Raw genomic sequence first — 24,925 nt, 5'->3', positions numbered from 1 at the left:
CACTAACTCATAATTCATTTTTCATGAGCTTCTAACGCGGATGGGATTGTGGTTCAGAACATGTTGGTGCGAGTGCTGGGCGGATTTGGTATTGCGCTGGCCGGCGCGTTGCTCGCAGTGTGGGCCCACCTGCCGCTGCCTTGGATGTTGGGCGCGCTGCTGGTGACTGCGGCCACGCGGATCGCCGGCGTGCGAACCGCGTGCCCGCGGCCAGCGCGCAATGCGGGCCAGTGGGTCATCGGCGCATCGCTGGGGCTGTATTTCACGCCGCAGGTTATCGGGCACATCGGCGGCAACGCCGGTCCCATTGTCGCGGGGATGCTGTTCGCGCTGGCGCTCGCATTTCTGGGTACGGCCATTCTGCGCCGTTATACGGATGTGGACTTCAAGACGGCGTGGTTCTCATCGGCCATTGGCGGTGCAAGTGAGATGGCCAATCTGGCCGAACGCCATGGCGCGCGGATCGATCGCGTGGCCACTGCGCACAGCGTGCGCGTGTTGCTGGTGGTGGTGACGGTGCCTTTCATATTCCAGTGGTGGGGCGTGGCGGGCCTGGATCCCACAGTGCCGGGACCGCGTGACGTGCACGCACTGGGCTTGGCCGCGCTGGTGGCCTTGACGATCGTGGGTGGTGCGGTGTTCACGACGTTGCGGCTGCCCAATCCCTGGGTGCTCGGACCCATGCTCGTCGCGATGGTGTTGACCGCATCGAGCATCGAGCTTTCCGCGTTGCCGGATTACGTTCCCAAGGCGGGTCAGCTGCTTATTGGCTGGTCGCTTGGCGACCGCTACCGGCCCGATTTTTTCCGCGCTGCGCCGCGTTTCATGGCGGCCGTTGCCGCCTTCACGGTGCTCGCTCTGGCGCTGGCCTTTGGCGTGGGCGCGTTGCTGTCCTGGTGGTCCGCGGCGCCCGTTCCCACGTTGATTCTGGGCACTACGCCGGGTGGAATCGCCGAGATGGCGATCACCGCCAAAGTGCTGCAACTGGGTGTTCCGGTGGTGACGGCGTTTCACGTCACGCGTATGGTTTTCGTGGTGATCGTGACGGGTCCCCTTTATGCAATTCTGGCGCGCCGGCTCGGTAATTCCGCCTAGCGGTATTGCCGTTTCAGTGAAAAAAAAGCGACATTGGGGTAAACAACTATATGACTCGGTAATGCCGGATGAGTATGCTGATTCCGCAGTTGATTCAAGCGCGAGCAGACTTGTTTCTGCCGCTCTGGCGACAAGCGGGAACACTGGTTTTGCACCGATCGTTCAGTTCGCACGGCGTCCTTGATTCATTGCATTTCGATTTAATTACAGGACGCTAGAAAAAATGGCTCAGAAGGGCAAAGTCAAGTGGTTCAACGCTGACAAGGGTTTCGGTTTCATCACGCCGGACGTGGGCGGCACCGATGTGTTCGCACACTTTTCCGCCATCCAGGGCCGCGGCTATCGCAGCCTGAATGAAGGCCAGGAAGTCGAATACGAAGTTAAGGATGGTCCGAAAGGACCTCAAGCGGCCGAAATTCGCCCGCTCTAAATCGGGAAATCCCAATTTCCCGTCAGCCAGGCTAGGCCTGGCTACAACGCCCCAAGACCTCCGGGTCTGGGGCGTTGTTTCATTTGCGGCCGCACTTGCGATCAGCCGACGCACCGCCGTGGCGCCATTTCGCCGCCTTGCCGTCCGCCCCGGACCGCCATGTGTTGGCGCTAATTTCCCGGTTTGTTAGTGTTCACTAACATATTCTCCAGCACTGGATAACTCTGTGGATAATTATTTCCGGGCATGAGCATCTGGGTGCTCAGTAATGAAGCAATCGGGCTTCGGAAAACCGGGTTTTGCACAGATTTCTGCATTAATGCACGCGGCGGTTCGCTGTTTCCCGTGGATAGCCCAACGCACCGCCTATGGGCGGCCTGCAGACGGTTTAATCGGCGTTTTCATAGGGAAACGCTTCGATTTCTTGGGTATTCAACTGCATTGAATAGGTTTATCCAAGAGGGCGTTAACGCCCGTTTCGGGTCCGCTGGGGCGTGTGGAATGCCCTTTTGGCGACTGTTGTTCACAAAGATATCCCCATGTGGGTTATGCACAGAATTACGCCTCCCGGTATCCAAATTGAGGGTCTTCGCCTGTGGATAGAAATGGGGATATCGCTCAAAGGGTGAGGGCGTGGGAACGGAAATTGCGGCGTGGACGGGTTGCTCTTTGACGGCCGACCGGGCGGAATTCCCGTTGCGGCGGACGAAGATTCTGTGGCCAATTTTCTTCAAAGGACTTGTCCACAGCATTTCACATGAAGCCACGAACGCCTCGGCCATAAGGATGATGGCGCGGCGGCGGGAGTGCGAGGAAGATTATTGTCGGGTCAATGAGCAGGTGCGAGGGCCTTGCGCTGCTCAGTGGATATCCGAGGTGGGGATAATTTTGTGAATAAACCGCCTCGGGATTTACTCCGCGCGATTGGACCATGAGCTTGTGCAAGAGTTCAGCAGATTAGTTGAAGTCGCTTTTCGCCTACCGCCTTGCCGCATTTCCATAACTGATTTCCCTTTGCTGGTGGTCTTTCCAATACGTGCGGCGGTTTCAGTTTCCCAATTAGCGAGCCTCCCGGCTGTGTTCGTGAATTGCGCGTGACTGAGCGACGCATGGCTGTCTTAGGCTCGACGCGCGGTTATCGCTGTGGATAAATCTCGCCCTTAGCTGGATGCAGGGACCGAGGGGCAAAGGTCCGCGTGTGGATATGTCGATGTGGTGTCCGTTGGTACGTAACCGTTGTAGGGATACGGTTCGATCGCTGCGTTACCGTCTTGTTCGCACGGATGCCTGTTGATAAGAATGTGCGTAACCCCGGTTTCGCGTGTGGCATTCCGCTTGTTTTCATAGTGAGTGATCGTTGGCGGGAGTCTGTGGATAAACCGCGTGGTTGTTAGCTCGACGCGTCACGACCTGGTCTGCCTGATTCGCTGCATTTTTATCGCATGCTCTGTCCTGCTTTGGTCCACAGGAAGGTCCTGACGCTTGGTCAAACTTGTGGGCAACTTGCTTTGCGATTGTCGGCGCAAACTTGAGCGTTGTGATTTGTCGGGTTGGCGGCGATCAGTACAGACGACGCGCGAGCGTGTTGCGACGGGCGATAAGTTGGAAAAAATGGATTTTTTCAGGCAAGGGGTAGGTAAGGGCCGAATAAATCGTTATTTTTCATCTTTCTTACCTTTTCAGATTGCAGGCTTGATTATCGGATGCGTCGAGATTGGTCCAATCTCAAAGCTACCGAGATGTCCGCTACTCATCGTCTAGATGAGATGACTGGCCCCGACCTCGGGAACATAAGGTTCACCGGCACGGTCTCGCTTCATGTTTCACGTGAAACACTGCGGCCGGCAACAAGCTTTTGTCTTGGCCACGTGTTTCACGTGGAACATCTCCTCCCGTTTTTTGCGGTGGCAGAGAGCTTGATCAGATGGGAACTCCGCGCTGCAGCTTCAGTTTCGCAGGGGGCTCTAAGCTCTGTTTCGGCACTGCGTACCTCCCTCAAAACAGCATGTTGGATCAAGCGTATCTCCTGCTTTATCTCCACACTGATTGGAGCGCTCCCATAGCGCTGGGCGTCGGCGACAGATTGGTTGTCTGAATCACTGATCGGGCAAGCCTCCACAATGTTCCACGTGAAACAGTGGGAGATTTGGCACTCTAGGCCGAAGTTGGACGGCATGTACGTCGGCATTCATAGGCGGGGCCTGTATGCAGTTGAAAATGCATGGCGGATCTGGCGAACGCCTACCAACGGATTAGCGGCAGGCCGGGGAGGCGAGGACTGTTTCCAAGTAGGTAGGAGTGGTCATGGTGGCCGTAGGGACGCCGTTGTTTCACGTGGAACATCGCGCTCTCTTAACTGTTGGCGCCTGGAGGTCTTTATTTCTCGATGGGGTAGGGCGAGTGCGACCACTGCTAAAGCGCCAAGCCGAGCAGCAGCAGCGGTCAAGCCAAACCGTTGCGCACACAATGCTGACGGTTTTGGTCTCTGCGAACTCCCGCCAATATTGCCGTGTGCCCCTTCAGTGGCGGCGCCTGCTTAGTCCCTTCTGCGGTGCGCTCGGGGCTATATGGAGGCGGGCGCCTTTGTTCGTCTACTGGATTCCCGCAGGGATTGAGGGCTAGGCCAGCCACGGGACCCACACATGTGATGTTCCACGTGAAACATCGCAGGCGGATTTATCTGCGTGCCGCAGCAAACCAGATGCTAGAGACCAACTAGGCGCCTTGCGAGGCTCAGTGCCGGGCCCGGCGTGCCCGGGGAAGAGATGCGGTTCTCGGCCATAGGGCTTCCCGATGCCTGCCCTCAAACCGCCAGGCGGCTGTGCGCTAGCAGGGGAGGGTGATGCTTTTTCAAACGCGCCGTCGCGGATTGGCGTCGGATGTTCCACGTGAAACACAGCGTCTAGCACCTGCGATCGTCGGTCTCCGATGTTTCACAGGGGGCCGTTAGTTCCAGACCTGCTTCGTACCATCCCCGCGACCTTGGGCGACGATAAGTCTTACGGAACCTCGCATCCGCATCCGACTACTCTTGGGTCATAAGTGGCAAGCCAGCCGGTCGGCCTTCACTGTTTCACGTGAAACACCACCGTCGGTTTCACACTCAGTCGACAAGCGACTCAAGTGTTTCACGTGGAACATCCCGCGGAACACTTGGCAGATGCCGATATCCGCCTGCCATCCAACTATTCGATACCAACCGCCTGGCCCGACCCCGCCACATCCGCACATAAAACAACCCATCCGCATGTTTCACGTGAAACATGCAACCCCTGCCTCTATAATGAGCGCCGATCGCTCTCTTCTTTACCTCCCCCCATCATGGACTATCCCCGCGAATTCGATGTCATCGTCGTCGGTGGCGGCCACGCCGGCACCGAGGCAGCACTGGCTGCCGCCCGTACCGGTGCGCAGACGCTGCTGCTCACGCACAACATCGAGACCCTTGGCCAAATGTCTTGCAATCCGTCCATCGGCGGAATCGGCAAAGGTCACCTCGTCAAAGAGGTGGACGCGCTGGGCGGGGCCATGGCCTTGGCTACCGACGAGGCAGGCATCCAGTTCCGTATCCTCAACGGGTCGAAGGGTCCGGCCGTCCGTGCAACGCGTGCACAGGCCGACCGTGTCCTGTATCGCAAGGCCATCCGGGGACGCCTCGAGAATCAGCCGAACCTGTGGCTGTTCCAGCAGGCGGTCGAGGACCTGATGGTGGAAGGGGATCGAGTTGTTGGCGCCGTGACGCAGGTTGGTCTGAAGTTTCGCGCCAAGACGGTGGTGCTGACCGCCGGTACGTTTCTGAATGGTCTGATTCACGTTGGCCTGCAAAACTATTCGGGTGGCCGCGCCGGAGACCCTCCCGCGATTTCGCTGGGTCAGCGCCTGAAAGAGCTACAGCTTCCCCAAGGCCGCCTCAAGACCGGCACGCCGCCACGCATTGATGGCCGCACGATCAATTACGCCATCCTGGAAGAACAGCCCGGCGACCTGGACCCGATCCCCGTGTTTTCGTACATGGGCAATGTGGCCATGCATCCGCGCCAGTTGCCGTGCTGGATCACGCACACCAACGCCCGCACCCACGACATCATCCGCGGCGGCCTCGATCGCTCGCCGATGTACAGCGGCGTCATCGAAGGCGTGGGCCCGCGCTACTGCCCGTCCATCGAAGACAAGATTCATCGGTTTGCCGACAAGCAATCCCACCAGGTCTTCCTGGAGCCGGAAGGGCTGGATACGCACGAGGTATATCCCAACGGCGTCTCGACCAGCCTGCCTTTCGATGTGCAGCTGGATCTGATCCATTCGCTGCCTGGGCTCGAGAACGCCCACATCATGCGGCCCGGCTACGCCATCGAATACGACTACTTCGATCCACGTGGACTCAAGAGCACGCTCGAAACCAAGGCAATAGAAGGGCTTTACTTCGCCGGACAGATCAACGGCACCACCGGCTACGAAGAAGCCGCGGCCCAAGGCCTGCTGGCTGGCGTGAATGCCGCGCTGAAATCGCAGGACCGCGAGCAGTGGACCCCGCGCCGGGACGAGGCCTATCTGGGCGTCCTGGTGGACGACCTGGTCACGCGCGGCGTGACCGAGCCGTACCGCATGTTCACATCCCGCGCAGAATATCGCCTGAGCCTGCGCGAAGACAATGCCGATCTGCGCTTGACCGAAATTGGCCGCCAACTCGGAATTGTCGACAATACACGTTGGGATGCGTTCAACCGTAAGCGCGACGCCGTCGCCGCCGAAGTCGAGCGCCTGAAATCCTCATGGGTGAATCCGCGTCTGCTGCCGGCTGAGGTTGCCGAGCCGCTGCTCGGCAAGGCGATTGAACGTGAGTACTCACTAGCCGATCTGTTGAAACGTCCGAACGTTACTTATGAAGCCCTGATGGCCGCCCAAAATGCGGACGGCACGCTGCTCGCCGGCCCGGGCGTCGTCGCGGACGACGTGCTGTCGGAACAGGTCGAAATCCAGGTCAAGTACGCCGGCTACATCGCGCGCCAGCAGGACGAGGTGCAAAAGCACATTGCCCACGAGCAACAGCCGATTCCGGCCGACGTCGACTACGACGCCGTGACCAGCCTGTCGTTTGAAGTGCGCCAGAAGCTCAAGACGCATCGTCCGGAAACGATCGGCCAGGCCGCGCGCATTTCCGGCGTCACGCCGGCTGCCATTTCGCTCCTGCTCATTCACCTGAAGCGCCTGCATTACGGCTCGCGCAAGCAAGCGGCATGAGCGCGCCCGCCAATCAGGCCGGCATCGACATGGCCGGCCGACTCACTCGCGCATGCGAGCAGCTCGGCGTGACCGCTGACGATGGCGCCATCGCCAAACTGCTCAATTACCTGGCGCAGATGCAGCGCTGGAATCGCACGTACAACCTGACCGCCATCCGCGATCCGCAGCAGATGCTCGTGCAGCATCTGTTCGATAGTCTCGCGGCCGTAAACCCCTTCAGCGAGGCGCTGGCAGCGCCCGATGGTCCGGCCAAGGTCTACGACGTCGGCTCGGGTGGCGGGCTGCCTGGCGTCGTCCTGGCCATCATGCGGCCCCAGTGGTCCGTGACCTGCGTTGACGCTGTCGAAAAGAAGACCGCGTTCGTGCGTCAGATGAGCGGCGCGCTGGGTTTGCCCAACCTGCAATCGCAGCATGCGCGCATCGAAACGCTGGATCCCGCCGAGTGCAACATCGTGACGTCGCGAGCGTTTGCATCATTGGATGATTTTGCGCAACTCGCGGGTCGCCACGTAGCCAAGAATGGTACCCTCGTCGCCATGAAGGGCAAGCTCCCCGAAGAAGAAATCCAGGCGCTGCACGCGCGCGGGGAATGGCAAGTCGATCATATTCAGCCGCTCCAAGTCCCGGAGCTGCAAGCAGAACGCTGCCTGATCTGGATGCGCCGCAGTCAAGGAACCCTATGAAGAACATACCCCCCAGCACATCCGCCCGCGTCTTCTGCATTGCCAATCAAAAGGGCGGAGTGGGCAAGACGACGACCGCCATCAATCTGGCGGCGGGCCTTGCCACGCACAATCAGCGCGTGCTGCTGGTGGACCTGGACCCGCAGGGCAATGCCACGATGGGCAGCGGCATCGACAAGAACTCGCTGGAGTCCAATCTGTACCAGGTGCTGATCGGCGAATCCTCCATCGAACAGTCGCGCGTGAAATCGGAGTCCGGCGGCTACGACGTGCTGCCCGCCAACCGTGAACTGTCCGGTGCCGAGATCGATCTGGTGCAGATGGAGCAGCGTGAACGCCAACTGAAGGCCGCCATCGACACCGTCGCGACCCAGTACGACTTCGTGCTCATCGATTGCCCGCCCACGCTGTCCCTGCTCACGCTCAACGGCCTGGCTGCCGCGCACGGCGTCATCATTCCGATGCAGTGCGAGTACTTCGCGCTCGAAGGCCTGTCGGATCTCGTCAACACCATCAAGCGCGTGCATCGCAACATCAACGACGACCTGCGTGTCATCGGCTTGCTGCGCGTGATGTTCGACCCGCGCATGACGCTGCAACAGCAGGTGTCGGCGCAGCTTGAATCGCACTTCGGCGACAAGGTCTTCAAGACCGTCGTGCCGCGCAACGTGCGGCTGGCCGAAGCACCCAGTTACGGGATGCCGGGTGTCGTGTATGACCGCGCGTCACGCGGCGCGCAGGCCTACATCTCGTTCGGCGCCGAAATGATAGAGCGCGTCAGGAAGGACCTGAACTAGCTGTCCCCCATGTCCAACGCCGCGCTCTTTTTTCCGACCCAGACAGCCATCTCCACGCCGCCCGCCGACGTGCGCGATGCGCTGCGCGTGCGGCTGGAAGACGCGGCGCTCAACGCCACCGCCGTGAGCGCGCAGGTGATCTATGATGGCTGGCTGGTGCGTTTCGCCCGTTCGCCGGCCAAGCGCGTGCGCAGCGTCAATGTGCTGGGGTTATCCACACGTCCTTTGGATGAGCGGCTGGCGTATTGTTCATCGTTGTATGCGCGCCAGGGTTTGCCCATGGTGCTGCGCATCACCTCCATCGGCCCCGATTTTTCGCTCGACGCCGAACTGGAGGCCCGCGGTTATATCTACACCGGTGAGACTCGCGTCATGAGCACGCCGCTCGCTCCCCGCGCAAGCGTCAGGAGCGATTTGCATTTCAGCCTGGTCGATGCCGAACGCTTCGCGGCGGCGGTCGGGGCGTTGCGCGGCTCGTCTGCCGCGCACATCGACGAACATCAGACGCGCCTGCAGGGCCTGGCTGTGGATAAGCTGCCCGTGCTCGCCACCGACGCGGCAGGGCAGGTAGTGGTCGCGGGCATGGCCGTGCGCGAAGGCGACCTGCTCGGCCTGTTCGACATCGTTACCCATCCAGGACATCGGCGCAAAGGCTACGCCGCCGTCCTGATGGAGCATTTGCTGGCCGAAGGGGCCGCCGGCGGCGCCAGCACGGCCTACCTGCAGGTCGAGCCGGAAAACACCGCGGCGCGGACGCTGTACGCCCGCTACGGATTCAAAGACTGTTACGCGTATTGGTACCGCCTGCCCGCCGAGCAGGCGGACGCCTGAGCCTGGCGCTCAGGATACAAAGACAGAAGGAAAGAGGATTTAATTATGGCCACCAAGAAACCCAAGGGATTGGGTCGCGGACTGGACGCCTTGCTGGGCGCCGACGCGCCCGCGATCGACAACATCGGCAAGGCTGTCGCCAAGCCCGAGGGTCCGCCTTCCACCCTGCCCATCTCGAAGATGCGCGCCGGCAAATATCAGCCGCGCACGCGCATGGACGAGGGCGCCCTGGGCGAGCTGGCCGAATCGATTCGAACGCAAGGCATCATGCAGCCGATTCTCGTGCGTGCGCTGGGCGATGTGCCCGGCCACTACGAGATCATCGCGGGTGAACGGCGCTTTCGCGCGGCGCAGCTTGCCGGCCTGAAGGAAGTGCCGGTGCTCGTGCGTGAGGTCGCCGACGAAAACGCGGCCGTCATGGCGCTCATCGAAAACATCCAGCGCGAAGATCTGAATCCGCTGGAAGAAGCGCACGGCGTGCGCCGTCTGCTCGATGAGTTCGGCCTGACGCACGAACAGGCCGCGCAGGCCATTGGCCGTTCGCGCTCCGCGACCAGCAACCTCCTGCGTCTGCTGAACCTGGCCGCGCCGGTGCAGACCATGCTGCTGGCCGGCGACGTCGACATGGGCCACGCCCGCGCGCTACTCGCCGTCGACGCGGCCACGCAGATCCAGCTGGCCAACCAAATCATCGCGCGCCGCCTGTCGGTGCGCGAGGCCGAAAAGCTCGTCGCCAAGACCGCCAAGGAAGCCGAAGCCTCGGCCTCGCCCAAGAAGAAAACCAACGGCGTGTCGCGCGACCTGACGCGTCTTGAAGAAGCGCTGTCCGACCATCTGGGCACGCGCGTCGCGCTGAAGGTGGGCGCCAAGGAAAAAGGGCAGATCGTCATCGACTTCCACGGCTGGGAGCACCTGAACTCGCTCCTCGAACGCCAAGGCCTGTCCGGAGCCGTGGATGCCTGAACGCGCATTGCCCGTCATTGCGGTGCTCGCAACGGGCGGCACGATCGCAGGGGCCCAGGCCGACGCCACGTCCGCGGGCTACAAGTCCGGCACGTTTTCGGTGAACGACCTGCTTGCCGCGGTACCGCAGCTTGCCGGCATTGCCGAGATCCGCGCCGAGCAGGTGGCCAACGTCGGCAGCCAGAACATGACGCACGACGTCTGGCGCGCGCTGGCGCAGCGCGTGGACACGCTTTGCCAGGATGCGTCGGTGGCCGGCATCGTCATCACGCACGGCACGGACACGCTTGAGGAAACGGCGTATTTCCTCAGCCTGGTCAACCGCCATGACAAGGCCGTCGTGCTGGTCGGCGCGATGCGTCCCGCCACGGCGCTGGGCGCCGAAGGGCCGGCCAACCTGTACAACGCGGTGGCGCTGGCGCGTCATCCCGACGCGCGCGGCCGCGGGCCGCTCGTCGTCATGAACGAAGACATCCACTACGCCCGCGAAATCCAGAAGATCGCCAGCGCGGGCCTGTGTGCCTTCGCGTCGCCCAATCGCGGCCGCGCCGGCGTCATGCACGGCGGCGTGCCCAACTTCTATTCGCGCAACGCCACCACGTTCGGCGAACAAAGCGAGTTTTCACTCGCATTACTGGAAAAGGCCGGCTGGCCGCGTGTCGACATCGTCTACGCGTACGCCAACCTGCAGGCCGACCTGATCGATTTCCTGGCCAGCGCGGCCGACGGCATCGTGCTGGCGGGCGTGGGTGACGGCAACGCCACCGACCTGGCCATCGAAGGCCTGCGCCGCGCGGCTGATGATGGCGTGGCGATCGTGCGGTCCAGCCGCACGGGCAGCGGTTTCGTGGCGCGCGACGTCGAAGTCGATGACGCCAGCCTGGGCTTTGTCGCTGCGCGCGACCTGAATCCCCAAAAGGCGCGCATCCTGTTGATGCTCGCGCTGACGATCACGCGCGAACCGGCTGCCCTGCAGCAGATATTCGACCGCTACTGAAGTGCGGACCGCGGCGGCTACGCCGTCGCGGCGCCTTGCTGCGCAAGCCCCAGATTGGTCCGCAGCATGTCGTACACCTGCCGCGTCAGCGGATTGATGAGATCACGCCTTATCCACAGGAAGTACGTCACATCCGGCAGCGGCGGCAATCCTTCCTTTTCGCCCAGCACCCGCATCTCCGGCCCCAGCAGTTCCACGCTGCGCGCCGTCACGCCCAAGCCCGCGCGTAGCGCCGCCTTGATGCCCACCAGATTCGGCGCCACGTAGTTCGTGTGCCAGCGCACCTGCGCCTGCTCCAGCGCATTGAGCGCCAGCCGGCGGAAGATGCTGGGCTCGTCCGCCAGCACCAGCGGCACGGGCGAATGGGCATCGTGTACATAATCCGCGGACGCCAGCCAGACCGTCGGCGACGTGCGCAACGCCACGCCTTCAAAATCCTGATCAAAGCGCGTCGAGATGGTCAGATCGATCTCGCCGGCGCGCAGGGCGTCCATCAGGAAAGGGCTGCGATCCACCCGGATCTCCAGCTTCACGCGTGGCGCGACGCGCGCGATGTGCGTCAGCAGCGTGGGCAGGATCGTGTCGGCCACGTCCAGCGGTGCGCCCAGCCGCAGATCGCCTTCCAACGGTCCAGCCTGCAGCGCTCGCAACGCTTCGTCATTGATGGCCAGCATGTGCCGCGCGTATTCGACCAGCCGCCGGCCGTGGGACGACAACACCTTGTTGCGGCCCTGCTTTTCAAAGAGGGGCAGGCCGATCATGGATTCAAGCCGCTGCATCTGCTGCGTGATGGCCGACTGCGTCTTGTGCAGCCGGTTGGCGGCTTCCGAGAACGTTTCATGCTGGGCGATTGCCGCAAGCGTGCGCAGCAGATCAAGGTCGAGATTCCGCATTCTGGTCGTGAAAAACGGGTTCAGGGATAACCCGACACATTAGCAGTCCTAATGGAATCTTCAAGCAATTTAAATTGTTGGCCTGCTGACCCGGCGATACAGTAAGTGCAATCACTCATGAAACAAGAGGGAACGTCGACGTGAGCACTGCACATCCTCAACAGGCCGGCATCGATAGCGCGGTCGAAAATATTAAAAAAACTGTAGGAAATAAGGGCCTGAACCGCGACAGCCTGCAAGCGGTCCTGGACGAGCTGGTCGCTCTGGCGGGCAACACCGCATGGTGGGGCGCCGACCGCTATCCCCCGCCCGAAGGCGAAGAACGTCAGGCCCGTTATCTCATCGCCGAAGACGCCGACAAAAGCAATGCGCTCTACCTGAACGTAATGCGCCCGGGCAAGAAGATCGTGCCGCACAACCACACCACCTGGGCGTGTATCGCGGCGGTCGAAGGCGTCGAATACAACTACGTGTACGACCGCGTCGACGACGGGTCCGAGCCGGGCGTCGGCAAGCTGGAAAAGGTAGACACCGTCGTCGTGGGCCCCGGCAGCGGCATCGCCCTGATGCCCGACGATATCCACGCGGTGGAGATCCAGGGCGACAGCGTCATCCGCCACCTGCACATGTACGGGCGCGCGCTGGAAACGCTGGACCAACGTCTGGGCTTCGACCTGGACACCGGCACCTGCAAAATCATGCCCATCGGCGTGCAGACGCGGCGCTGATCATGAGCAAGCCCTTCCGGTCCGCCACGCGCCTGCTGCGCGCGGGACGTCCTCATCAAGGCTGGGTCAACACCCCGGTCACGCGCGCCAGCACGTATGTGTTCGACAACGTGCAGGCGTGGCGCGATACGCGGGCGCGCCGCGAACAGGAGCGCCTGCCCTCCTATGGCGCGCGCGGCACCGACAGCACGCACGCATTGGAAGACGCGCTGGTCGAACTGGAAGAGGGCTTTCGTGCCAAGCTCTACCCCACAGGCCAGGCCGCAATCGCTACCGTGCTGCTCGCCTATCTTCGGGCGGGCGACCATGTGCTGCTGACCGATGCCGTGTATGAACCGGTGCGCCGGTTCTGCGCCGAACACCTGACGCGCCTGGGTATCGAATTCACGTACTACCGCCCCGACGGCGTGGACATCGAGCCGCTGATCCGGCCCAACACTCGCATGATCTACGCCGAGTCGCCGGGGTCTTTGACCTACGAGATGCCGGACCTCATCGAGTTATCCACAACTGCAAAAAAACACGGTTGCTGGCTGGCTGTGGATAACACGTGGGCGTCTGGTTTGCTGCAACAGCCGCTCGCATTAGGGGCCGATATTTCCATCCTGGCCGCGACCAAATATCTCGGTGGGCATGCCGACGTCATGATGGGCGCGGTGGTCACCAACGAACGTGCCTGGCGCGCGCTGGACCGGGCGACGATCGACTTCGGCCAGACGGTTGGCGCCGACGACGCGTATCTGGTGCTTCGCGGTATGCGCACGCTGCCGTTGCGCCTGGCGCAGCACGCCCGCAGCGCGCTGCGGATCTCGCAATGGCTGCAGGCGCGGCCGGAAGTCTCGCGCGTCTTGAATCCCGCCTTGCCGGGCGACGCGTCCCACGCCATCTGGCGGCGCGATTGCAATGGCGCCAATGGGCTCCTGACGCTTGAACTGACCGACGCCTACACCGACGCCGATGCCGAAAGGCTTATCGACAGCCTGCAACTCTTTGGCATTGGCGCATCGTGGGGCGGATTCGAAAGCCTGGTGATACCGGTTTTCTTGCAGAACTCACGATCGCTTCCCGGCTACCAGGCCAGCCGTCCCATGCTGCGTCTGCATATCGGCCTGGAAGATCCCGAAGACCTCATCGCCGACCTGGAACGCGGCCTTGCCGCGCTGACCCAACCCCTACGCTCCCTCCGAATCTCATGATGCAGTCCTCTCACGACCAACAATCCGCCAGCGTCGATTCGCACACGCTCAAGCAGTGGCTGCACGATGGCGGCGAGATCGCGCTGCTGGATGTGCGCGAGCATGGCCAGTACGGCGAGTCCCATCTTTTCTACGCCGCGCCGGTCCCCTACAGCAGGCTTGAAATCGACATCGTGCGTCTGGCCCCGCGCCGTGACGTGCGCGTCGTCGTCTACGACAACGGCGGCGACGACACCGCGGCGCGCGCCGCCCGCGCACTGGCCGCGCTGGGCTACACGAACGTGCACCAATTGGCGGGCGGGCTGGCGCAATGGCAGCGCGATGGCTACGCGGCATTCGCGGGTGTCAATGTGCCCAGCAAGACCTTCGGTGAACTCGCCGAAGAGGTTTTCCACACCCCCCGCATCGGCGCGCGCGAACTGGCCGAGCGTCAGCGCCGCGGCGACGACCTGATCGTGCTGGACGGCCGTCCTTTTGCCGAATACCAGAAGATGAGCATCCCGGGCGGCATCTGCTGCCCCAACGGCGAACTTGCGCTGCGCGCCCATACGCTCGCGACGAGGCCAGACACCACCATCGTCATCAATTGTGCCGGCCGCACCCGCAGCATTATCGGCGCGCAGACGCTGATCAACCTTGGCGTGCCCAATCCTGTCTACGCGCTCGAAAACGGCACGCAGGGCTGGTATCTGGAGGATCTGCAGCTCGAGCACGGCGCGCGCCGCCGCTATGCGGACGACGTCTCGCAGGGCGATGTTCCAGCATTGGCGCAGCGCTCCGCGCAGCTGGCCCAGCGCCATGGCGTGCCGTCGGCGAACGCCGCGCAGGTTCAGGCCTGGCTGGGCGACGCCGACCGCACCACGTTCCTGTGCGATGTACGCAGCGCCGAGGAATTCGCGCAAGGTTCCCTGCCGGGCGCGCAACATGCGCCGGGTGGACAGCTCATCCAGGCGACTGACCAGTACATCGCCGTGCGCGGCGCGCGGATCGTCGTGTTCGATGCGGAAGGCGTGCGCGCGCCGGTCGTCGCCAGCTGGTTGCGGCAAATGGGCTGGGACGCCTGCACGCTCGACGCAGGAAGCAGCGCCGCGCTGGTCAACGACGTGGCCGCGGCGCCGGTCCCGGCGATCACCGTGCTGTCCGATGCGCAACTTGCGGAAGCGCTGGCGCAGGGCGCGCAGGCGATCGATATCCGCCCCAGCATGCGGTATCGAACGCGCCACGTCGCCGGCGCGCGCTGGTCGATCCGGCCGCGTCTGGATCGGCTGCATCTCGATCCCGCGCGCCCCGTCATCCTGCTGGCCGAGGACGTCGCGCTGGCGGCCTGGGCGGCGAGCGACCTGCGCGCATTGGGCATGCCGGACGCCAAGGCGAACACGGGTACGCCCGAAAGCTGGACCGCGCAAGGGATCCCGCTGGAATCCTCGCTCGCCGATCCGCCCGACAGCGACTGCATCGACTACCTCTTCTTCGTGCACGACCGTCACGACGGCAACAAGGCCGCCGCGAGGCAGTACCTGGCCTGGGAAACCAACCTCGTCAAACAGATCGACGAGCGGGAACGCGCCACCTACCGTTTCCCCGGGTCTCCGGCCGGCTGACACCGCCGCCGCGCGCGGCGTCACCCACGCTTCAACCTGATCAGTACACCCCGGCGGCCTTTGCCGGCGGGGTGCGGACGGTTCATGGCGAACCGGAATGCAAAGGACGGCCGAGTATCCGGCTGCCAACTCAAGGGGAAATCCAGATGAAGCATCACGCATTGCACGCTTGCAAGACCGCCGCCGCGATGGCGGGCCTGCTGTGGGGAGTCACGACACACGCGCAGGCGCCCGCGCCCGCGCCGTTGGCGGACTATCCGAAGCAGGCCATTACCGTGGTTTCGCCGTTTCCTCCCGGCGGCGGCAACGACGGCGTTGCGCGTCTGATCGCGCAGGAACTGGGCGCCATTACAGGCCAGAGCGTGGTGGTCGAGAACCGCTCGGGGGCGGGCGGTAACGTCGGCACCGCGCAGGTCTCGCGCGCCAAGCCCGACGGCTATACGCTGGTGATGTCCCAGACCAGCGTCATGGCAGTGAATCCGCGCCTGTACAAGAATGTGGGGTTCGACCCACTGAAGGACTTCGTGCCGATCTCGCAGATCACCTCGGCGCCGCTGGTGCTCGTGTCGCGCGCGGACGGGCCGTACAAGACGCTGGATGCCTACCTGGCGGCGGCGCGCAAGCAACCGGGCGTCATCACGTTTGCCACGCCCGGCAACGGCACGATGAGCCACCTGATGGGCGCGCTGGTGTCGAAGAAGGCCGACGTCACGCTGGTGCACGTGCCGTACCGCGGCGCTGCGCCCGCCGTGACGGATCTGTTGGGCGGTACCGTCGACATGCTCATCACGTCGCCTGCTTCCGCCGAGCCCATGGTGGCCGCCGGAAAGCTGCAGATCCTTGCCATGAGCCATGGCGACGGCGTCGGCGTGTTCAAGCGCGCACCCACGTTGAAGCAGGCTGGCCTTGAAGGCATCACTGCGGACGACTGGTACGGTCTTTTCGCGCCCGCCGGCACGCCACCCGAGCGCATTGCGTATCTGGCGCAGGCCGTGGACCGCGCCATGAAGTCGCCCGCCGTTATCGCCAAGATCAACAGCGGCGGAAGCCAACCGGTGGGCAGCGCGCCGGACGCCTTCAAGAGCCGGCTGCAGCAGGACACCGCGTACTGGGCCGAAATGGTGAAGACGGCGGGTGTGTCGCTGGACTGAGTTCGCGTGCCCGCCCTAGGGAAACCACGGGGCGCGGTGTGGCTGCGGCAGGGATGCAGCGGGGTGCAGCGCAAGTACAGGGCAGGGCATGTTTGCCAACGTGTGGCATCGTGACTAGACTGGAAAAACGTGCAGTCCCGCGCAACGCTTCAGCCACAAGGTGAACAAGCATGCACGCACTAGGGGTAGCAACGCTGGAAGACGCAGAGCGGCTGGTCCAATCCAGCCCGCTCTCGCATATCAAGGTGGGCCTGTCCGACGTCGACGGCGTCATGCTGGGCAAGTACCTGCGGCGGGACAAGTTTCTGGGCGCCTTGCGTTCCGGTCTCGCGTTTTGCGATGTGGTGCTGGGATGGGACCTCGATGACCAGCTCTACGACAACACCCGCTACACCGGCTGGCACACGGCATACCCCGATGCCAAGATGCGGATCGTGCCGCAGAGCGCGCGCCGGCTTCCCTTGGAGCAAGGCCCTGGCGGCGAAGACATACTGCTGTTCCTGGCCGAGTTCGAAGGCGATGCCGCCGCCATCTGTCCGCGCCGTCTGCTGCACCGCGTGATCGATCGCGCGGCGGGCATGGGATTCGACGTCTACGCCGCGCTGGAATATGAGTTCTTCATGTTCCGCGAAACGCCGCACTCGGTCCGCGCCAAGCACTACCGCAACATGGAGAACTGGACGCCGGGCAATTTCGGATACTCGGTGCTGCGCAGCACGGTGGAGGGCGACTTCTACCGCAAGCTGCTCGACCTGTGCGAACGCATGGACATGCCGATCGAAGGCCTGCACACGGAAACAGGCCCGGGCGTGCTGGAAGCGGCGCTCGCCGTGGACCTTGCGGCGGCCGCGGCCGACAAGGCGTTTCTGTTCAAGACCTTCACCAAGGCGCTCGCGCAGCAGAACGGCCTGATGGCCACATTCATGGCGAAGTGGTCGCACGAGCATCCCGGCCAGAGCGGTCACATCCATCTGTCGCTGCGCCATCACGACACGGGGCGCTCGGCCTTTTTCGACGAGTCGCAGCCGCATGGCGTCAGCAGCACACAGGCCGCCTTCATGGCGGGTGTGCAGCACTATCTGCCCGAGTTCACGGCGCTGTACGCGCAGACCATCAACAGCTATTCGCGCCTGGTGCCCGGCTACTGGGCGCCGCTGGACGCCACCTGGGGCATGGAGAACAGGACGACGGCGTTGCGGCTCATTCCGGGTAGCGACAAATCGCAGCGCGTCGAAGTGCGCATCGGCTCGGCCGACGCCAATCCGTATCTGGCCCTGGCTGCGGCGTTGGCGTCCGGGTTGCACGGCATCGAACAGGGCCTGACGCCCGAGCCCATGGTGCAGGGCAACGCCTACACGCAAGAATTTCCCGCGCACCTGCATCTGCCCACCACTTTGTGGGAGGCCGCGCAGCGTCTACGCGCATCCGAGGCCGCGCGTCTGCTGTTTGGCGACGCGTTCGTCGAACACTATGCCGCGACGCGTGAATGGGAAGAGCGGCAGTTCCGGCGCCACGTGACCGACTGGGAGCTGGCCCGCTACTTCGAAATCATCTGATCCCATCCATTGCAACCCAGGGCCGCCATGACCGACGAACTGATCACCATCAGCCCGATAGACGGACGCGAGGTTGTCCGCCGCGCCTATGCCAGCGACGCGCAGATCGCGCAGGCGCTGGCCAACGCACAGGGCGCACAGCCTGAGTGGCACGCGCTCGGCATCGCCGCGCGGGGGCGCATCGTCGAGGCGGCCGTGGACCATTTCGTGGCGGCCAAGGACGAGATCGCGCGCGCCATCACCATCCAGATGGGTCGTCCGTTGCGCCACGCGCCTGGCGAGGTGAACGGCTTCGCGGACCGCGCGCGTCACATGATCGAGATCGCGGAAGCAGCGCTCGCTCCCATCGCCGCGCCGGCGCAAGCCGGTTTCACGCGCTTCATCAGCCGCGAACCCATCGGCGTGGCGCTCACCATTGCGCCATGGAACTATCCCTTGCTGACCGCGGTGAACAGCATCGTTCCTGCACTGATGGCGGGCAACACCGTCATCCTCAAGCATTCCGACCAGACGCCGCTGTGCGCGGAACTCATCGAGCGCGCGTTTCGCGACGCGGGGGCGCCCAGAGGCGTCTTTCAGTACCTGCACGCCAGCCACGACATCACGCAGCGGCTGATCCGCGCGCCCGAGATCGGCTATGTGTCCTTCACCGGATCGGCGCGGGGAGGGCGCATCGTCCAGGAGAGCGCGGCGGGCCGCTACATCGGCGTCGGACTTGAACTGGGCGGCAATGATCCCGCCTACGTGCGAGAAGACGCCAATCTGGACGCGGCAGTGGAGTCTCTGGTGGACGGCGCCTTCTTCAACGCCGGTCAATCCTGTTGCGGCATCCAGCGCATCTACGTGGCGCGCAGCGTGCATGACGCGTTTGTCGAGCGCGCGGTTGCGCTGACGCACCGCTACGTGCTGGGTAATCCGTTGCAGCCGGACACGACGCTTGGTCCCGTCGTTCGCGCCCGCGCGGCGGCCGAGATTCGCGACGTCATCGAACAGGCGGTCAGCGCCGGCGCGGCAAATCTGATTGATCACTCGCATTTTAAAAATGCGAGTGAAGACTCGCTTATGAGCAAAAGCTCGTGTTATGTCGCGCCCGCCTTACTGACCCAGGTTGACCATCGCATGCGCATCATGAGCGACGAATGCTTTGGTCCGGTAGTAGGCATCATGCCGGTATACAGCGACGACCAGGCCATCGCGCTGATGAACGACAGCCCGTATGGATTGACGGCGGCGGCCTACACGCAGGACGAAGCCGCCGCATTGCGCATCGGCAGGCAGTTGCGCACGGGAACCTTCTTCATGAACCGTTGCGACTACCTTGACCCGGCGCTCGCGTGGACAGGCGTCAAGCAGTCGGGACGCGGCGTGTCCTTGTCGTCAGTCGGATACGAACAGCTCACCCAGCCCAAGTCCTTCCATCTACGCAGCCTCTGACGCCGCGTCATCAGGATTCGAATCATGACCGTCCCCGCCGTCAACTGGAACTACCCCACCAACATCAAGGCAGGTCCCGGACGCATCAAGGAGCTGCCGGGCTATTGCGGCGAGCTCGGCATGAAAAGCCCGTTGCTCGTGACTGATCCGGGACTCGCCGCGCTGCCCATGGTTCGTGATGCCGTGAGCGCATGCCGCGATGCGGGCCTCGATTGCGCGGTGTTCCACGACATCAAGGGCAATCCGACCGGGCGCAATGTTGAAGACGGCGTCGCCGTGTTCAGGCGGGGGCGCCATGACGGTGTGATCGCATTCGGCGGCGGCTCCGCGCTCGATGCGGCAAAGGCCATTGCGTTGATGGCCGGCCAGGACCGGCCGCTGTGGGACTTCGAGGACGTCGGCGACAACTATCTGCGCGTCAACGCCGCCGGCATGGCCCCTGTCGTGGCCGTGCCGACCACTGCAGGCACCGGCTCCGAAGTTGGACGCGCGTCCGTCATCACCGATGAAGCCGCGCAAGTGAAGCGCATCATCTTCCATGCCCGCATGCTGCCGTCCATCGTGATCCTCGATGCCGAACTCACGATCGGTCTGCCGCCGAAGCTCACCGCCGCCACGGGCATGGATGCGCTGTCGCACAATCTCGAAGCCTATTGTTCGCCGGGCTTTCATCCCATGGCGGCAGGCATCGCGCTCGAAGGCATGCGCCTCGTCAAGGAATATCTGCCGCAGGCAGTCGCCAATGGCGCCGATGTGCAGGCGCGCCAGCAGATGCTCACCGCATCCTGCATGGGCGCCACCGCCTTTCAGCGCGGCCTGGGCGCCATGCACGCGCTGGCTCACCCGCTTGGCGCGCTGTATGACGCGCACCACGGCCTGCTCAACGCCATCCTCATGCCTTATGTCCTGAAGGCCAACGAACAGGCGGTCGCGCCGCGCCTCGAAGCGCTCGCCCGTTACCTCGGTCTGCCCCAGCAGGGCCCGGGCGCGGTGCTTGACTGGGTGCTGACCCTGCGCGAGGCGGTCGGCATCCCCCACACACTGGCCGAAATCGGCCTGGACGATGCCCAGGCCGACCGGGTGGGGCACATGGCCAGCCAGGATCCGTCCGCTGGAACCAACCCGGTCAATTTCTCCGCCGAAAAATATTCTCAGCTTTTTCGTGCAGCAATTCGCGGAAACCTGTAAGCTTCGCCCCCTCTGCGCGGAAACGCGGCGGAGGTGGAACTGAAATTTTGAATTTTTCGTCCGAATGGTTTGACAGCGGATTTGAAAGTGTTCATAATCTCAAGTTCTCCGCTGGAGGGGTGCCCGAGTGGTTAAAGGGGGCAGACTGTAAATCTGTTGGCCTTGCGCCTACGTTGGTTCGAATCCAACCTCCTCCACCAGAGACCCATACCTAAATCCAGGCGCGGTTTGCCTGGATTTGCAATGTAAGGCCTGGCAGCCTTGCGCACCCTTCGCAAAGAAGGTGGCAAGGTTTTACCGGCCTTCATTTCGAAGGGTTGGGAAGTGAAAAGGTGAAAGGGTTTGCCGCGGGTGTAGCTCAATGGTAGAGCAGAAGCCTTCCAAGCTTACGACGAGGGTTCGATTCCCTTCACCCGCTCCAAGATTTTTAAATGCCCATGTGGCTCAGTGGTAGAGCACTCCCTTGGTAAGGGAGAGGTCGCGCGTTCGATCCGCGCCATGGGCACCACAAATTCCAAATTCTTTTCTTCAGTCAGAAGCGCAATCCAGGTCAGGAGTCAGCCATGGCAAAAGGCAAGTTTGAACGTACCAAGCCGCACGTGAACGTGGGTACGATTGGTCACGTTGACCACGGCAAAACGACGTTGACGGCGGCGATCACGACCGTTCTGTCGAACAAGTTCGGCGGCGAAGCCAAGGGCTACGACCAGATCGATGCGACTCCTGAAGAAAAGGCTCGCGGCATCACGATCAACACGGCTCACGTCGAGTACGAAACGGAAGCGCGTCACTACGCGCACGTTGACTGCCCGGGCCACGCTGACTACGTCAAGAACATGATCACGGGCGCCGCCCAGATGGACGGCGCGATCCTGGTCGTGTCGGCCGCTGACGGCCCGATGCCGCAAACGCGCGAGCACATCCTGCTGAGCCGCCAGGTTGGCGTGCCGTACATCATCGTCTTCCTGAACAAGGCTGACATGGTTGACGACGCCGAGCTGCTCGAGCTGGTGGAAATGGAAGTTCGCGAACTGTTGTCCAAGTACGACTTCCCGGGCGACGACACCCCGATCGTCAAGGGTTCGGCCAAGCTGGCGCTGGAAGGCGACAAGGGCGAACTGGGCGAGCAAGCCATCATGGCGCTGGCCGCCGCGCTGGACTCGTACATCCCGACGCCTGAGCGTGCCGTTGACGGCGCGTTCCTGATGCCGGTTGAAGACGTGTTCTCGATCTCGGGTCGTGGCACCGTGGTGACCGGCCGTATCGAACGCGGCATCATCAAGGTCGGCGAAGAACTCGAAATCGTCGGTCTGGTGCCGACGGTCAAGACGACTTGCACCGGCGTGGAAATGTTCCGCAAGCTGCTGGACCAAGGTCAAGCCGGCGACAACGTGGGCATCCTGCTGCGCGGCACCAAGCGTGAAGACGTCCAGCGCGGTCAAGTTCTGGCCAAGCCGGGCTCGATCACCCCGCACACGGACTTCACGTCCGAGGTCTACATCCTGTCCAAGGAAGAAGGCGGCCGTCACACCCCGTTCTTCCAAGGCTATCGTCCCCAGTTCTACTTCCGCACGACGGACGTGACGGGCACGATCGAACTGCCGGCCGACAAGGAAATGGTCCTGCCGGGCGACAACGTGGCCATGACGGTCAAGCTGTTGGCCCCCATCGCCATGGAAGAAGGCCTGCGTTTCGCCATCCGTGAAGGCGGTCGTACCGTCGGCGCCGGCGTCGTCGCCAAGATCCTGAAGTAAGCAATACCCGGATGGGTAGGGTGGGCATTCATGCCCCTCTATCCATCTTTGCTGTAAAAGTAGTACTATGTATGGTTCCGCGAGCCAATGCAGGCGGAACGAGAGTTTGATGTGTTTAGGGGCATAGCTCAATTGGCAGAGCGTCGGTCTCCAAAACCGAAGGTTGTAGGTTCGATTCCTACTGCCCCTGCCACCGCCAGGATAAACCCGCGGGAGATCATCGCGAGTTACGCATTCACGGCGGCTCGCGTCGCAATATGTCTAATACCAGCGTTGAAACCGTAACCAGTACCGCCGACCGGGTCAAGCTCGGGCTGGCGGTTCTCGTCGTTATTGCTGGCATCGTCGGGTTTTCCGTGCTCAGCGCACAGCCGATGCCCGCCCGTATCGGTGTGTTCGTGGGTGGCCTCGTGATCGCAGCCGCGATTGCCTGGTTCAGCGAACCCGGTCGCCGCACCCTGAGCTTTGCCAGCGAGTCCTACAACGAAGTCAAGCGTGTCGCGTGGCCCACTCGCAAGGAAACGACCCAGATGACGGGTATCGTTTTTGCGTTTGTGGCGGTCATGGGCATTTTCATGTGGGTGCTCGACAAGGGCATCGAATGGATTCTCTACGGCCTGCTGTTGGGCTGGAAATAAGGACGGCAAATGAGTAAGCGTTGGTATGTCGTCCATGTGTATTCCGGCATGGAAAAAAGCGTGCACAAGGCCCTGAACGAGCGCATCGAGCGCGCGGCCCTGCAAACGTCTTTCGGCCGCATCCTTGTGCCCTCCGAAGAAGTCGTCGAGGTCAAGGGTGGTCAGAAGTCGATCACCGAGCGCCGCATTTTCCCCGGTTATGTCCTGGTTGAAATGGACCTGACCGACGAAACGTGGCACCTGGTCAAGAACACCAACCGAGTCACCGGCTTTTTGGGCGGCTCGGGCAATCGTCCGACCCCGATTTCCGAAAAGGAAGTCGAAAAGATCCTCTCCCAGATGGAAGAGGGCGTCGAGAAACCCCGCCCCAAGATCCTGTTCGAAGTGGGCGAGATGGTTCGGGTCAAGGAAGGTCCGTTTGCGGACTTCAACGGCAACGTCGAAGAAGTCAACTACGAAAAGAGCAAGGTTCGTGTGTCCGTCACCATTTTTGGTCGCGCCACGCCCGTCGAGCTCGATTTCAGCCAGGTCGAAAAGACCTGAATTTAACCCCCGGGGAGCCCTGTCCGTGTAGGCCAGGGCGATATCACCCGCAAGGAGCAAAGCATGGCGAAAAAGATCGTCGGCTTTATCAAGCTGCAAGTACCGGCTGGTAAGGCTAACCCCTCCCCCCCGATTGGCCCGGCTCTGGGTCAGCGCGGCCTGAACATCATGGAATTCTGCAAGGCGTTCAACGCCAAGACCCAAGGCATGGAGCCTGGTCTGCCGATTCCGGTGGTGATCACCGCTTTCGCGGACAAGAGCTTCACCTTCATCATGAAGACCCCGCCCGCGACGGTCCTCATCAAGAAGGCCGCTGGCGTGCAAAAGGGTTCGCCCAAGCCGCATACCGACAAGGTCGGCACGCTGACGCGCGCGCAAGCTGAAGAAATCGCCAAGGCCAAGGGTCCCGACCTGACCGCCTCCGATCTCGAAGCCGCAGTGCGCACGATCGCTGGCAGCGCCCGCAGCATGGGCATCACGGTTGAGGGGATCTAATCATGGCTAAGTTGTCCAAGCGCGCCGCCGCTATTGCACAAAAGATCGACCGCACCAAGCTGTACCCGGTCGCTGAAGCCCTGACCCTGGTCAAGGATACCGCCGTCGCCAAGTTCAATGAATCCATTGACGTGGCCGTGCAACTCGGCATCGACCCGAAGAAGTCGGACCAACTGGTTCGCGGTTCGGTCGTGCTGCCCGCCGGCACCGGCAAGTCGGTTCGCGTCGCCGTGTTCGCCCAAGGCGACAAGGCTGAAGCCGCCAAGGCTGCTGGCGCTGACATCGTTGGTCTGGACGACCTGGCCGACGCCATCAAGGCCGGTCAAATGGACTTTGACGTCGTCATCGCCTCGCCCGACACGATGCGTGTCGTCGGCGCCCTGGGTCAGATCCTGGGCCCGCGCGGTCTGATGCCGAACCCGAAGGTCGGCACCGTGACCCCCGACGTCGCCACCGCTGTGAAGAACGCCAAGGCCGGTCAGGTTCAGTACCGCACCGACAAGGCTGGCATCATCCACGCAACGATCGGCCGCGCGTCGTTCGGCGTGGAACAGCTGCAAACCAACTTGGCCGCCCTGGTCGACGCCCTGCAAAAGGCTCGTCCCGCGGCTGCCAAGGGCATTTACCTGCGCAAGCTTGCCGTTTCGTCCACGATGGGCGGCGGTGCGCGCGTGGAAATTGCCTCGCTGTCGGCTTCCAACTAAGCCA

At 62.7% G+C, this 24,925-nt stretch carries 21 protein-coding genes and 4 tRNA genes; 24 read left to right on the top strand and 1 reads right to left on the bottom strand.

The window, feature by feature from the left end:
* The first annotated feature begins 60 nt into the window (after positions 1-60).
* The 8 genes from CLM73_RS28700 to CLM73_RS28665 all read left to right on the top strand — a co-directional run bounded on the left by CLM73_RS28700 (position 61) and on the right by CLM73_RS28665 (position 11,040).
* On the top strand, positions 61-1,095 hold the full coding sequence (locus tag CLM73_RS28700) for an AbrB family transcriptional regulator (RefSeq protein WP_105241285.1): 1,035 nt from the start codon (positions 61-63) through the stop codon (positions 1,093-1,095).
* A 223-nt stretch (positions 1,096-1,318) separates the two neighbouring features.
* Positions 1,319-1,525 carry a cold-shock protein gene (locus CLM73_RS28695; RefSeq protein ID WP_056566091.1) on the top strand — a complete coding sequence of 69 codons (207 nt, stop codon included), beginning with the start codon at positions 1,319-1,321 and terminating at the stop codon, positions 1,523-1,525.
* Between the two features lie 3,321 nt (positions 1,526-4,846).
* Complete coding sequence (gene mnmG / locus CLM73_RS28690) at positions 4,847-6,766, top strand: tRNA uridine-5-carboxymethylaminomethyl(34) synthesis enzyme MnmG (RefSeq protein WP_105241284.1); 1,920 nt, start codon at positions 4,847-4,849, stop codon at positions 6,764-6,766.
* Positions 6,763-7,452 (top strand): 16S rRNA (guanine(527)-N(7))-methyltransferase RsmG, encoded by a 690-nt coding sequence (gene rsmG, locus CLM73_RS28685; RefSeq protein WP_105241283.1) that lies wholly within the window; start codon positions 6,763-6,765, stop codon positions 7,450-7,452. Before mnmG ends, rsmG begins: the two co-directional genes overlap by 4 nt.
* On the top strand, positions 7,449-8,249 hold the full coding sequence (locus CLM73_RS28680) for a ParA family protein (protein ID WP_105241282.1): 801 nt from the start codon (positions 7,449-7,451) through the stop codon (positions 8,247-8,249). The genes rsmG and CLM73_RS28680 overlap by 4 nt, the downstream gene beginning before the upstream one ends.
* Positions 8,250-8,258: 9 nt before the next feature.
* Positions 8,259-9,080, top strand: a complete 822-nt coding sequence (locus CLM73_RS28675) for a GNAT family N-acetyltransferase (RefSeq protein WP_105241281.1) — start codon at positions 8,259-8,261, stop codon at positions 9,078-9,080.
* Positions 9,081-9,125: 45 nt separating this feature from the next.
* Positions 9,126-10,043, top strand: a complete 918-nt coding sequence (locus tag CLM73_RS28670; protein WP_105241280.1) for a ParB/RepB/Spo0J family partition protein — start codon at positions 9,126-9,128, stop codon at positions 10,041-10,043.
* The gene (locus CLM73_RS28665) at positions 10,036-11,040 is read left to right on the top strand and encodes an asparaginase (RefSeq protein WP_105241279.1); all 1,005 of its coding nucleotides are present in this window, start codon (positions 10,036-10,038) and stop codon (positions 11,038-11,040) included. Before CLM73_RS28670 ends, CLM73_RS28665 begins: the two co-directional genes overlap by 8 nt.
* A gap of 17 nt (positions 11,041-11,057) precedes the next feature.
* Here the strand turns inward: CLM73_RS28665 and CLM73_RS28660 are convergent, their stop codons facing one another.
* Complete coding sequence (locus CLM73_RS28660) at positions 11,058-11,933, bottom strand: LysR substrate-binding domain-containing protein (RefSeq protein WP_105241278.1); 876 nt, start codon at positions 11,931-11,933, stop codon at positions 11,058-11,060.
* A gap of 140 nt (positions 11,934-12,073) precedes the next feature.
* On the opposite strand from CLM73_RS28660, the gene CLM73_RS28655 reads away from it, so the two are divergent.
* From CLM73_RS28655 to rplA, 16 genes are all read left to right on the top strand, one after another.
* Positions 12,074-12,661 (top strand): hypothetical protein, encoded by a 588-nt coding sequence (locus CLM73_RS28655; protein ID WP_105241277.1) that lies wholly within the window; start codon positions 12,074-12,076, stop codon positions 12,659-12,661.
* Between the two features lie 2 nt (positions 12,662-12,663).
* Positions 12,664-13,857 (top strand): cystathionine beta-lyase, encoded by a 1,194-nt coding sequence (gene metC / locus CLM73_RS28650; RefSeq protein WP_105241276.1) that lies wholly within the window; start codon positions 12,664-12,666, stop codon positions 13,855-13,857.
* Positions 13,857-15,458 (top strand): rhodanese-like domain-containing protein, encoded by a 1,602-nt coding sequence (locus tag CLM73_RS28645; protein WP_105241764.1) that lies wholly within the window; start codon positions 13,857-13,859, stop codon positions 15,456-15,458. The genes metC and CLM73_RS28645 overlap by 1 nt, the downstream gene beginning before the upstream one ends.
* A 146-nt stretch (positions 15,459-15,604) precedes the next feature.
* A complete protein-coding gene (locus CLM73_RS28640; protein WP_105241275.1) occupies positions 15,605-16,609 on the top strand; it encodes a Bug family tripartite tricarboxylate transporter substrate binding protein in 1,005 nt (334 codons plus the stop codon).
* 170 nt (positions 16,610-16,779) lie between these two features.
* Entirely contained in the window at positions 16,780-18,165 is a 1,386-nt protein-coding gene (locus CLM73_RS28635; protein WP_105241274.1) for a glutamine synthetase family protein, read from the top strand.
* Between the two features lie 27 nt (positions 18,166-18,192).
* On the top strand, positions 18,193-19,599 hold the full coding sequence (locus CLM73_RS28630; RefSeq protein WP_105241273.1) for an aldehyde dehydrogenase family protein: 1,407 nt from the start codon (positions 18,193-18,195) through the stop codon (positions 19,597-19,599).
* 24 nt (positions 19,600-19,623) lie between these two features.
* On the top strand, positions 19,624-20,787 hold the full coding sequence (locus tag CLM73_RS28625) for an iron-containing alcohol dehydrogenase (RefSeq protein WP_105241272.1): 1,164 nt from the start codon (positions 19,624-19,626) through the stop codon (positions 20,785-20,787).
* A 113-nt stretch (positions 20,788-20,900) separates the two neighbouring features.
* Positions 20,901-20,987, top strand: a tRNA-Tyr gene (locus tag CLM73_RS28620).
* A 147-nt stretch (positions 20,988-21,134) separates the two neighbouring features.
* Positions 21,135-21,208: transfer RNA gene (locus CLM73_RS28615), tRNA-Gly, on the top strand.
* Positions 21,209-21,220: 12 nt separating this feature from the next.
* A tRNA-Thr gene (locus CLM73_RS28610) sits at positions 21,221-21,295 on the top strand.
* 55 nt (positions 21,296-21,350) lie between these two features.
* Positions 21,351-22,541, top strand: a complete 1,191-nt coding sequence (gene tuf, locus CLM73_RS28605) for an elongation factor Tu (RefSeq protein WP_105241261.1) — start codon at positions 21,351-21,353, stop codon at positions 22,539-22,541.
* 117 nt (positions 22,542-22,658) lie between these two features.
* Positions 22,659-22,734, top strand: a tRNA-Trp gene (locus tag CLM73_RS28600).
* Positions 22,735-22,798: 64 nt separating this feature from the next.
* Positions 22,799-23,179 carry a preprotein translocase subunit SecE gene (secE, locus tag CLM73_RS28595; RefSeq protein WP_046806052.1) on the top strand — a complete coding sequence of 127 codons (381 nt, stop codon included), beginning with the start codon at positions 22,799-22,801 and terminating at the stop codon, positions 23,177-23,179.
* Between the two features lie 9 nt (positions 23,180-23,188).
* On the top strand, positions 23,189-23,722 hold the full coding sequence (gene nusG, locus CLM73_RS28590) for a transcription termination/antitermination protein NusG (protein ID WP_056571943.1): 534 nt from the start codon (positions 23,189-23,191) through the stop codon (positions 23,720-23,722).
* A gap of 63 nt (positions 23,723-23,785) precedes the next feature.
* Positions 23,786-24,217, top strand: a complete 432-nt coding sequence (gene rplK / locus CLM73_RS28585) for a 50S ribosomal protein L11 (RefSeq protein WP_056571946.1) — start codon at positions 23,786-23,788, stop codon at positions 24,215-24,217.
* Positions 24,218-24,219: 2 nt separating this feature from the next.
* Positions 24,220-24,921 carry a 50S ribosomal protein L1 gene (gene rplA / locus CLM73_RS28580; protein WP_105241271.1) on the top strand — a complete coding sequence of 234 codons (702 nt, stop codon included), beginning with the start codon at positions 24,220-24,222 and terminating at the stop codon, positions 24,919-24,921.
* Positions 24,922-24,925 lie beyond the last annotated feature (4 nt).

The organism is Achromobacter spanius, from assembly GCF_002966795.1.
Lineage (GTDB): Bacteria > Pseudomonadota > Gammaproteobacteria > Burkholderiales > Burkholderiaceae_B > Achromobacter > Achromobacter spanius_D.
This window is presented reverse-complemented; position numbering and strand designations above follow the sequence as displayed.

Excerpts from the sequence above, each read along its gene's own strand:
- CLM73_RS28700 (WP_105241285.1), top strand. The coding sequence starts at position 61 with ATGTTGGTGCGAGTGCTGGGCGGATTTGGTATTGCGCTGGCCGGCGCG.
- CLM73_RS28695 (WP_056566091.1), top strand. The coding sequence starts at position 1,319 with ATGGCTCAGAAGGGCAAAGTCAAGTGGTTCAACGCTGACAAGGGTTTC.
- mnmG (WP_105241284.1), top strand. The coding sequence starts at position 4,847 with ATGGACTATCCCCGCGAATTCGATGTCATCGTCGTCGGTGGCGGCCAC.
- rsmG (WP_105241283.1), top strand. The coding sequence starts at position 6,763 with ATGAGCGCGCCCGCCAATCAGGCCGGCATCGACATGGCCGGCCGACTC.
- CLM73_RS28680 (WP_105241282.1), top strand. The coding sequence starts at position 7,449 with ATGAAGAACATACCCCCCAGCACATCCGCCCGCGTCTTCTGCATTGCC.
- CLM73_RS28675 (WP_105241281.1), top strand. The coding sequence starts at position 8,259 with ATGTCCAACGCCGCGCTCTTTTTTCCGACCCAGACAGCCATCTCCACG.
- CLM73_RS28670 (WP_105241280.1), top strand. The coding sequence starts at position 9,126 with ATGGCCACCAAGAAACCCAAGGGATTGGGTCGCGGACTGGACGCCTTG.
- CLM73_RS28665 (WP_105241279.1), top strand. The coding sequence starts at position 10,036 with ATGCCTGAACGCGCATTGCCCGTCATTGCGGTGCTCGCAACGGGCGGC.
- CLM73_RS28660 (WP_105241278.1), bottom strand. The coding sequence starts at position 11,933 with ATGCGGAATCTCGACCTTGATCTGCTGCGCACGCTTGCGGCAATCGCC.
- metC (WP_105241276.1), top strand. The coding sequence starts at position 12,664 with ATGAGCAAGCCCTTCCGGTCCGCCACGCGCCTGCTGCGCGCGGGACGT.
- CLM73_RS28645 (WP_105241764.1), top strand. The coding sequence starts at position 13,857 with ATGCAGTCCTCTCACGACCAACAATCCGCCAGCGTCGATTCGCACACG.
- CLM73_RS28640 (WP_105241275.1), top strand. The coding sequence starts at position 15,605 with ATGAAGCATCACGCATTGCACGCTTGCAAGACCGCCGCCGCGATGGCG.
- CLM73_RS28635 (WP_105241274.1), top strand. The coding sequence starts at position 16,780 with ATGCACGCACTAGGGGTAGCAACGCTGGAAGACGCAGAGCGGCTGGTC.
- CLM73_RS28630 (WP_105241273.1), top strand. The coding sequence starts at position 18,193 with ATGACCGACGAACTGATCACCATCAGCCCGATAGACGGACGCGAGGTT.
- CLM73_RS28625 (WP_105241272.1), top strand. The coding sequence starts at position 19,624 with ATGACCGTCCCCGCCGTCAACTGGAACTACCCCACCAACATCAAGGCA.
- tuf (WP_105241261.1), top strand. The coding sequence starts at position 21,351 with ATGGCAAAAGGCAAGTTTGAACGTACCAAGCCGCACGTGAACGTGGGT.
- secE (WP_046806052.1), top strand. The coding sequence starts at position 22,799 with ATGTCTAATACCAGCGTTGAAACCGTAACCAGTACCGCCGACCGGGTC.
- nusG (WP_056571943.1), top strand. The coding sequence starts at position 23,189 with ATGAGTAAGCGTTGGTATGTCGTCCATGTGTATTCCGGCATGGAAAAA.
- rplK (WP_056571946.1), top strand. The coding sequence starts at position 23,786 with ATGGCGAAAAAGATCGTCGGCTTTATCAAGCTGCAAGTACCGGCTGGT.
- rplA (WP_105241271.1), top strand. The coding sequence starts at position 24,220 with ATGGCTAAGTTGTCCAAGCGCGCCGCCGCTATTGCACAAAAGATCGAC.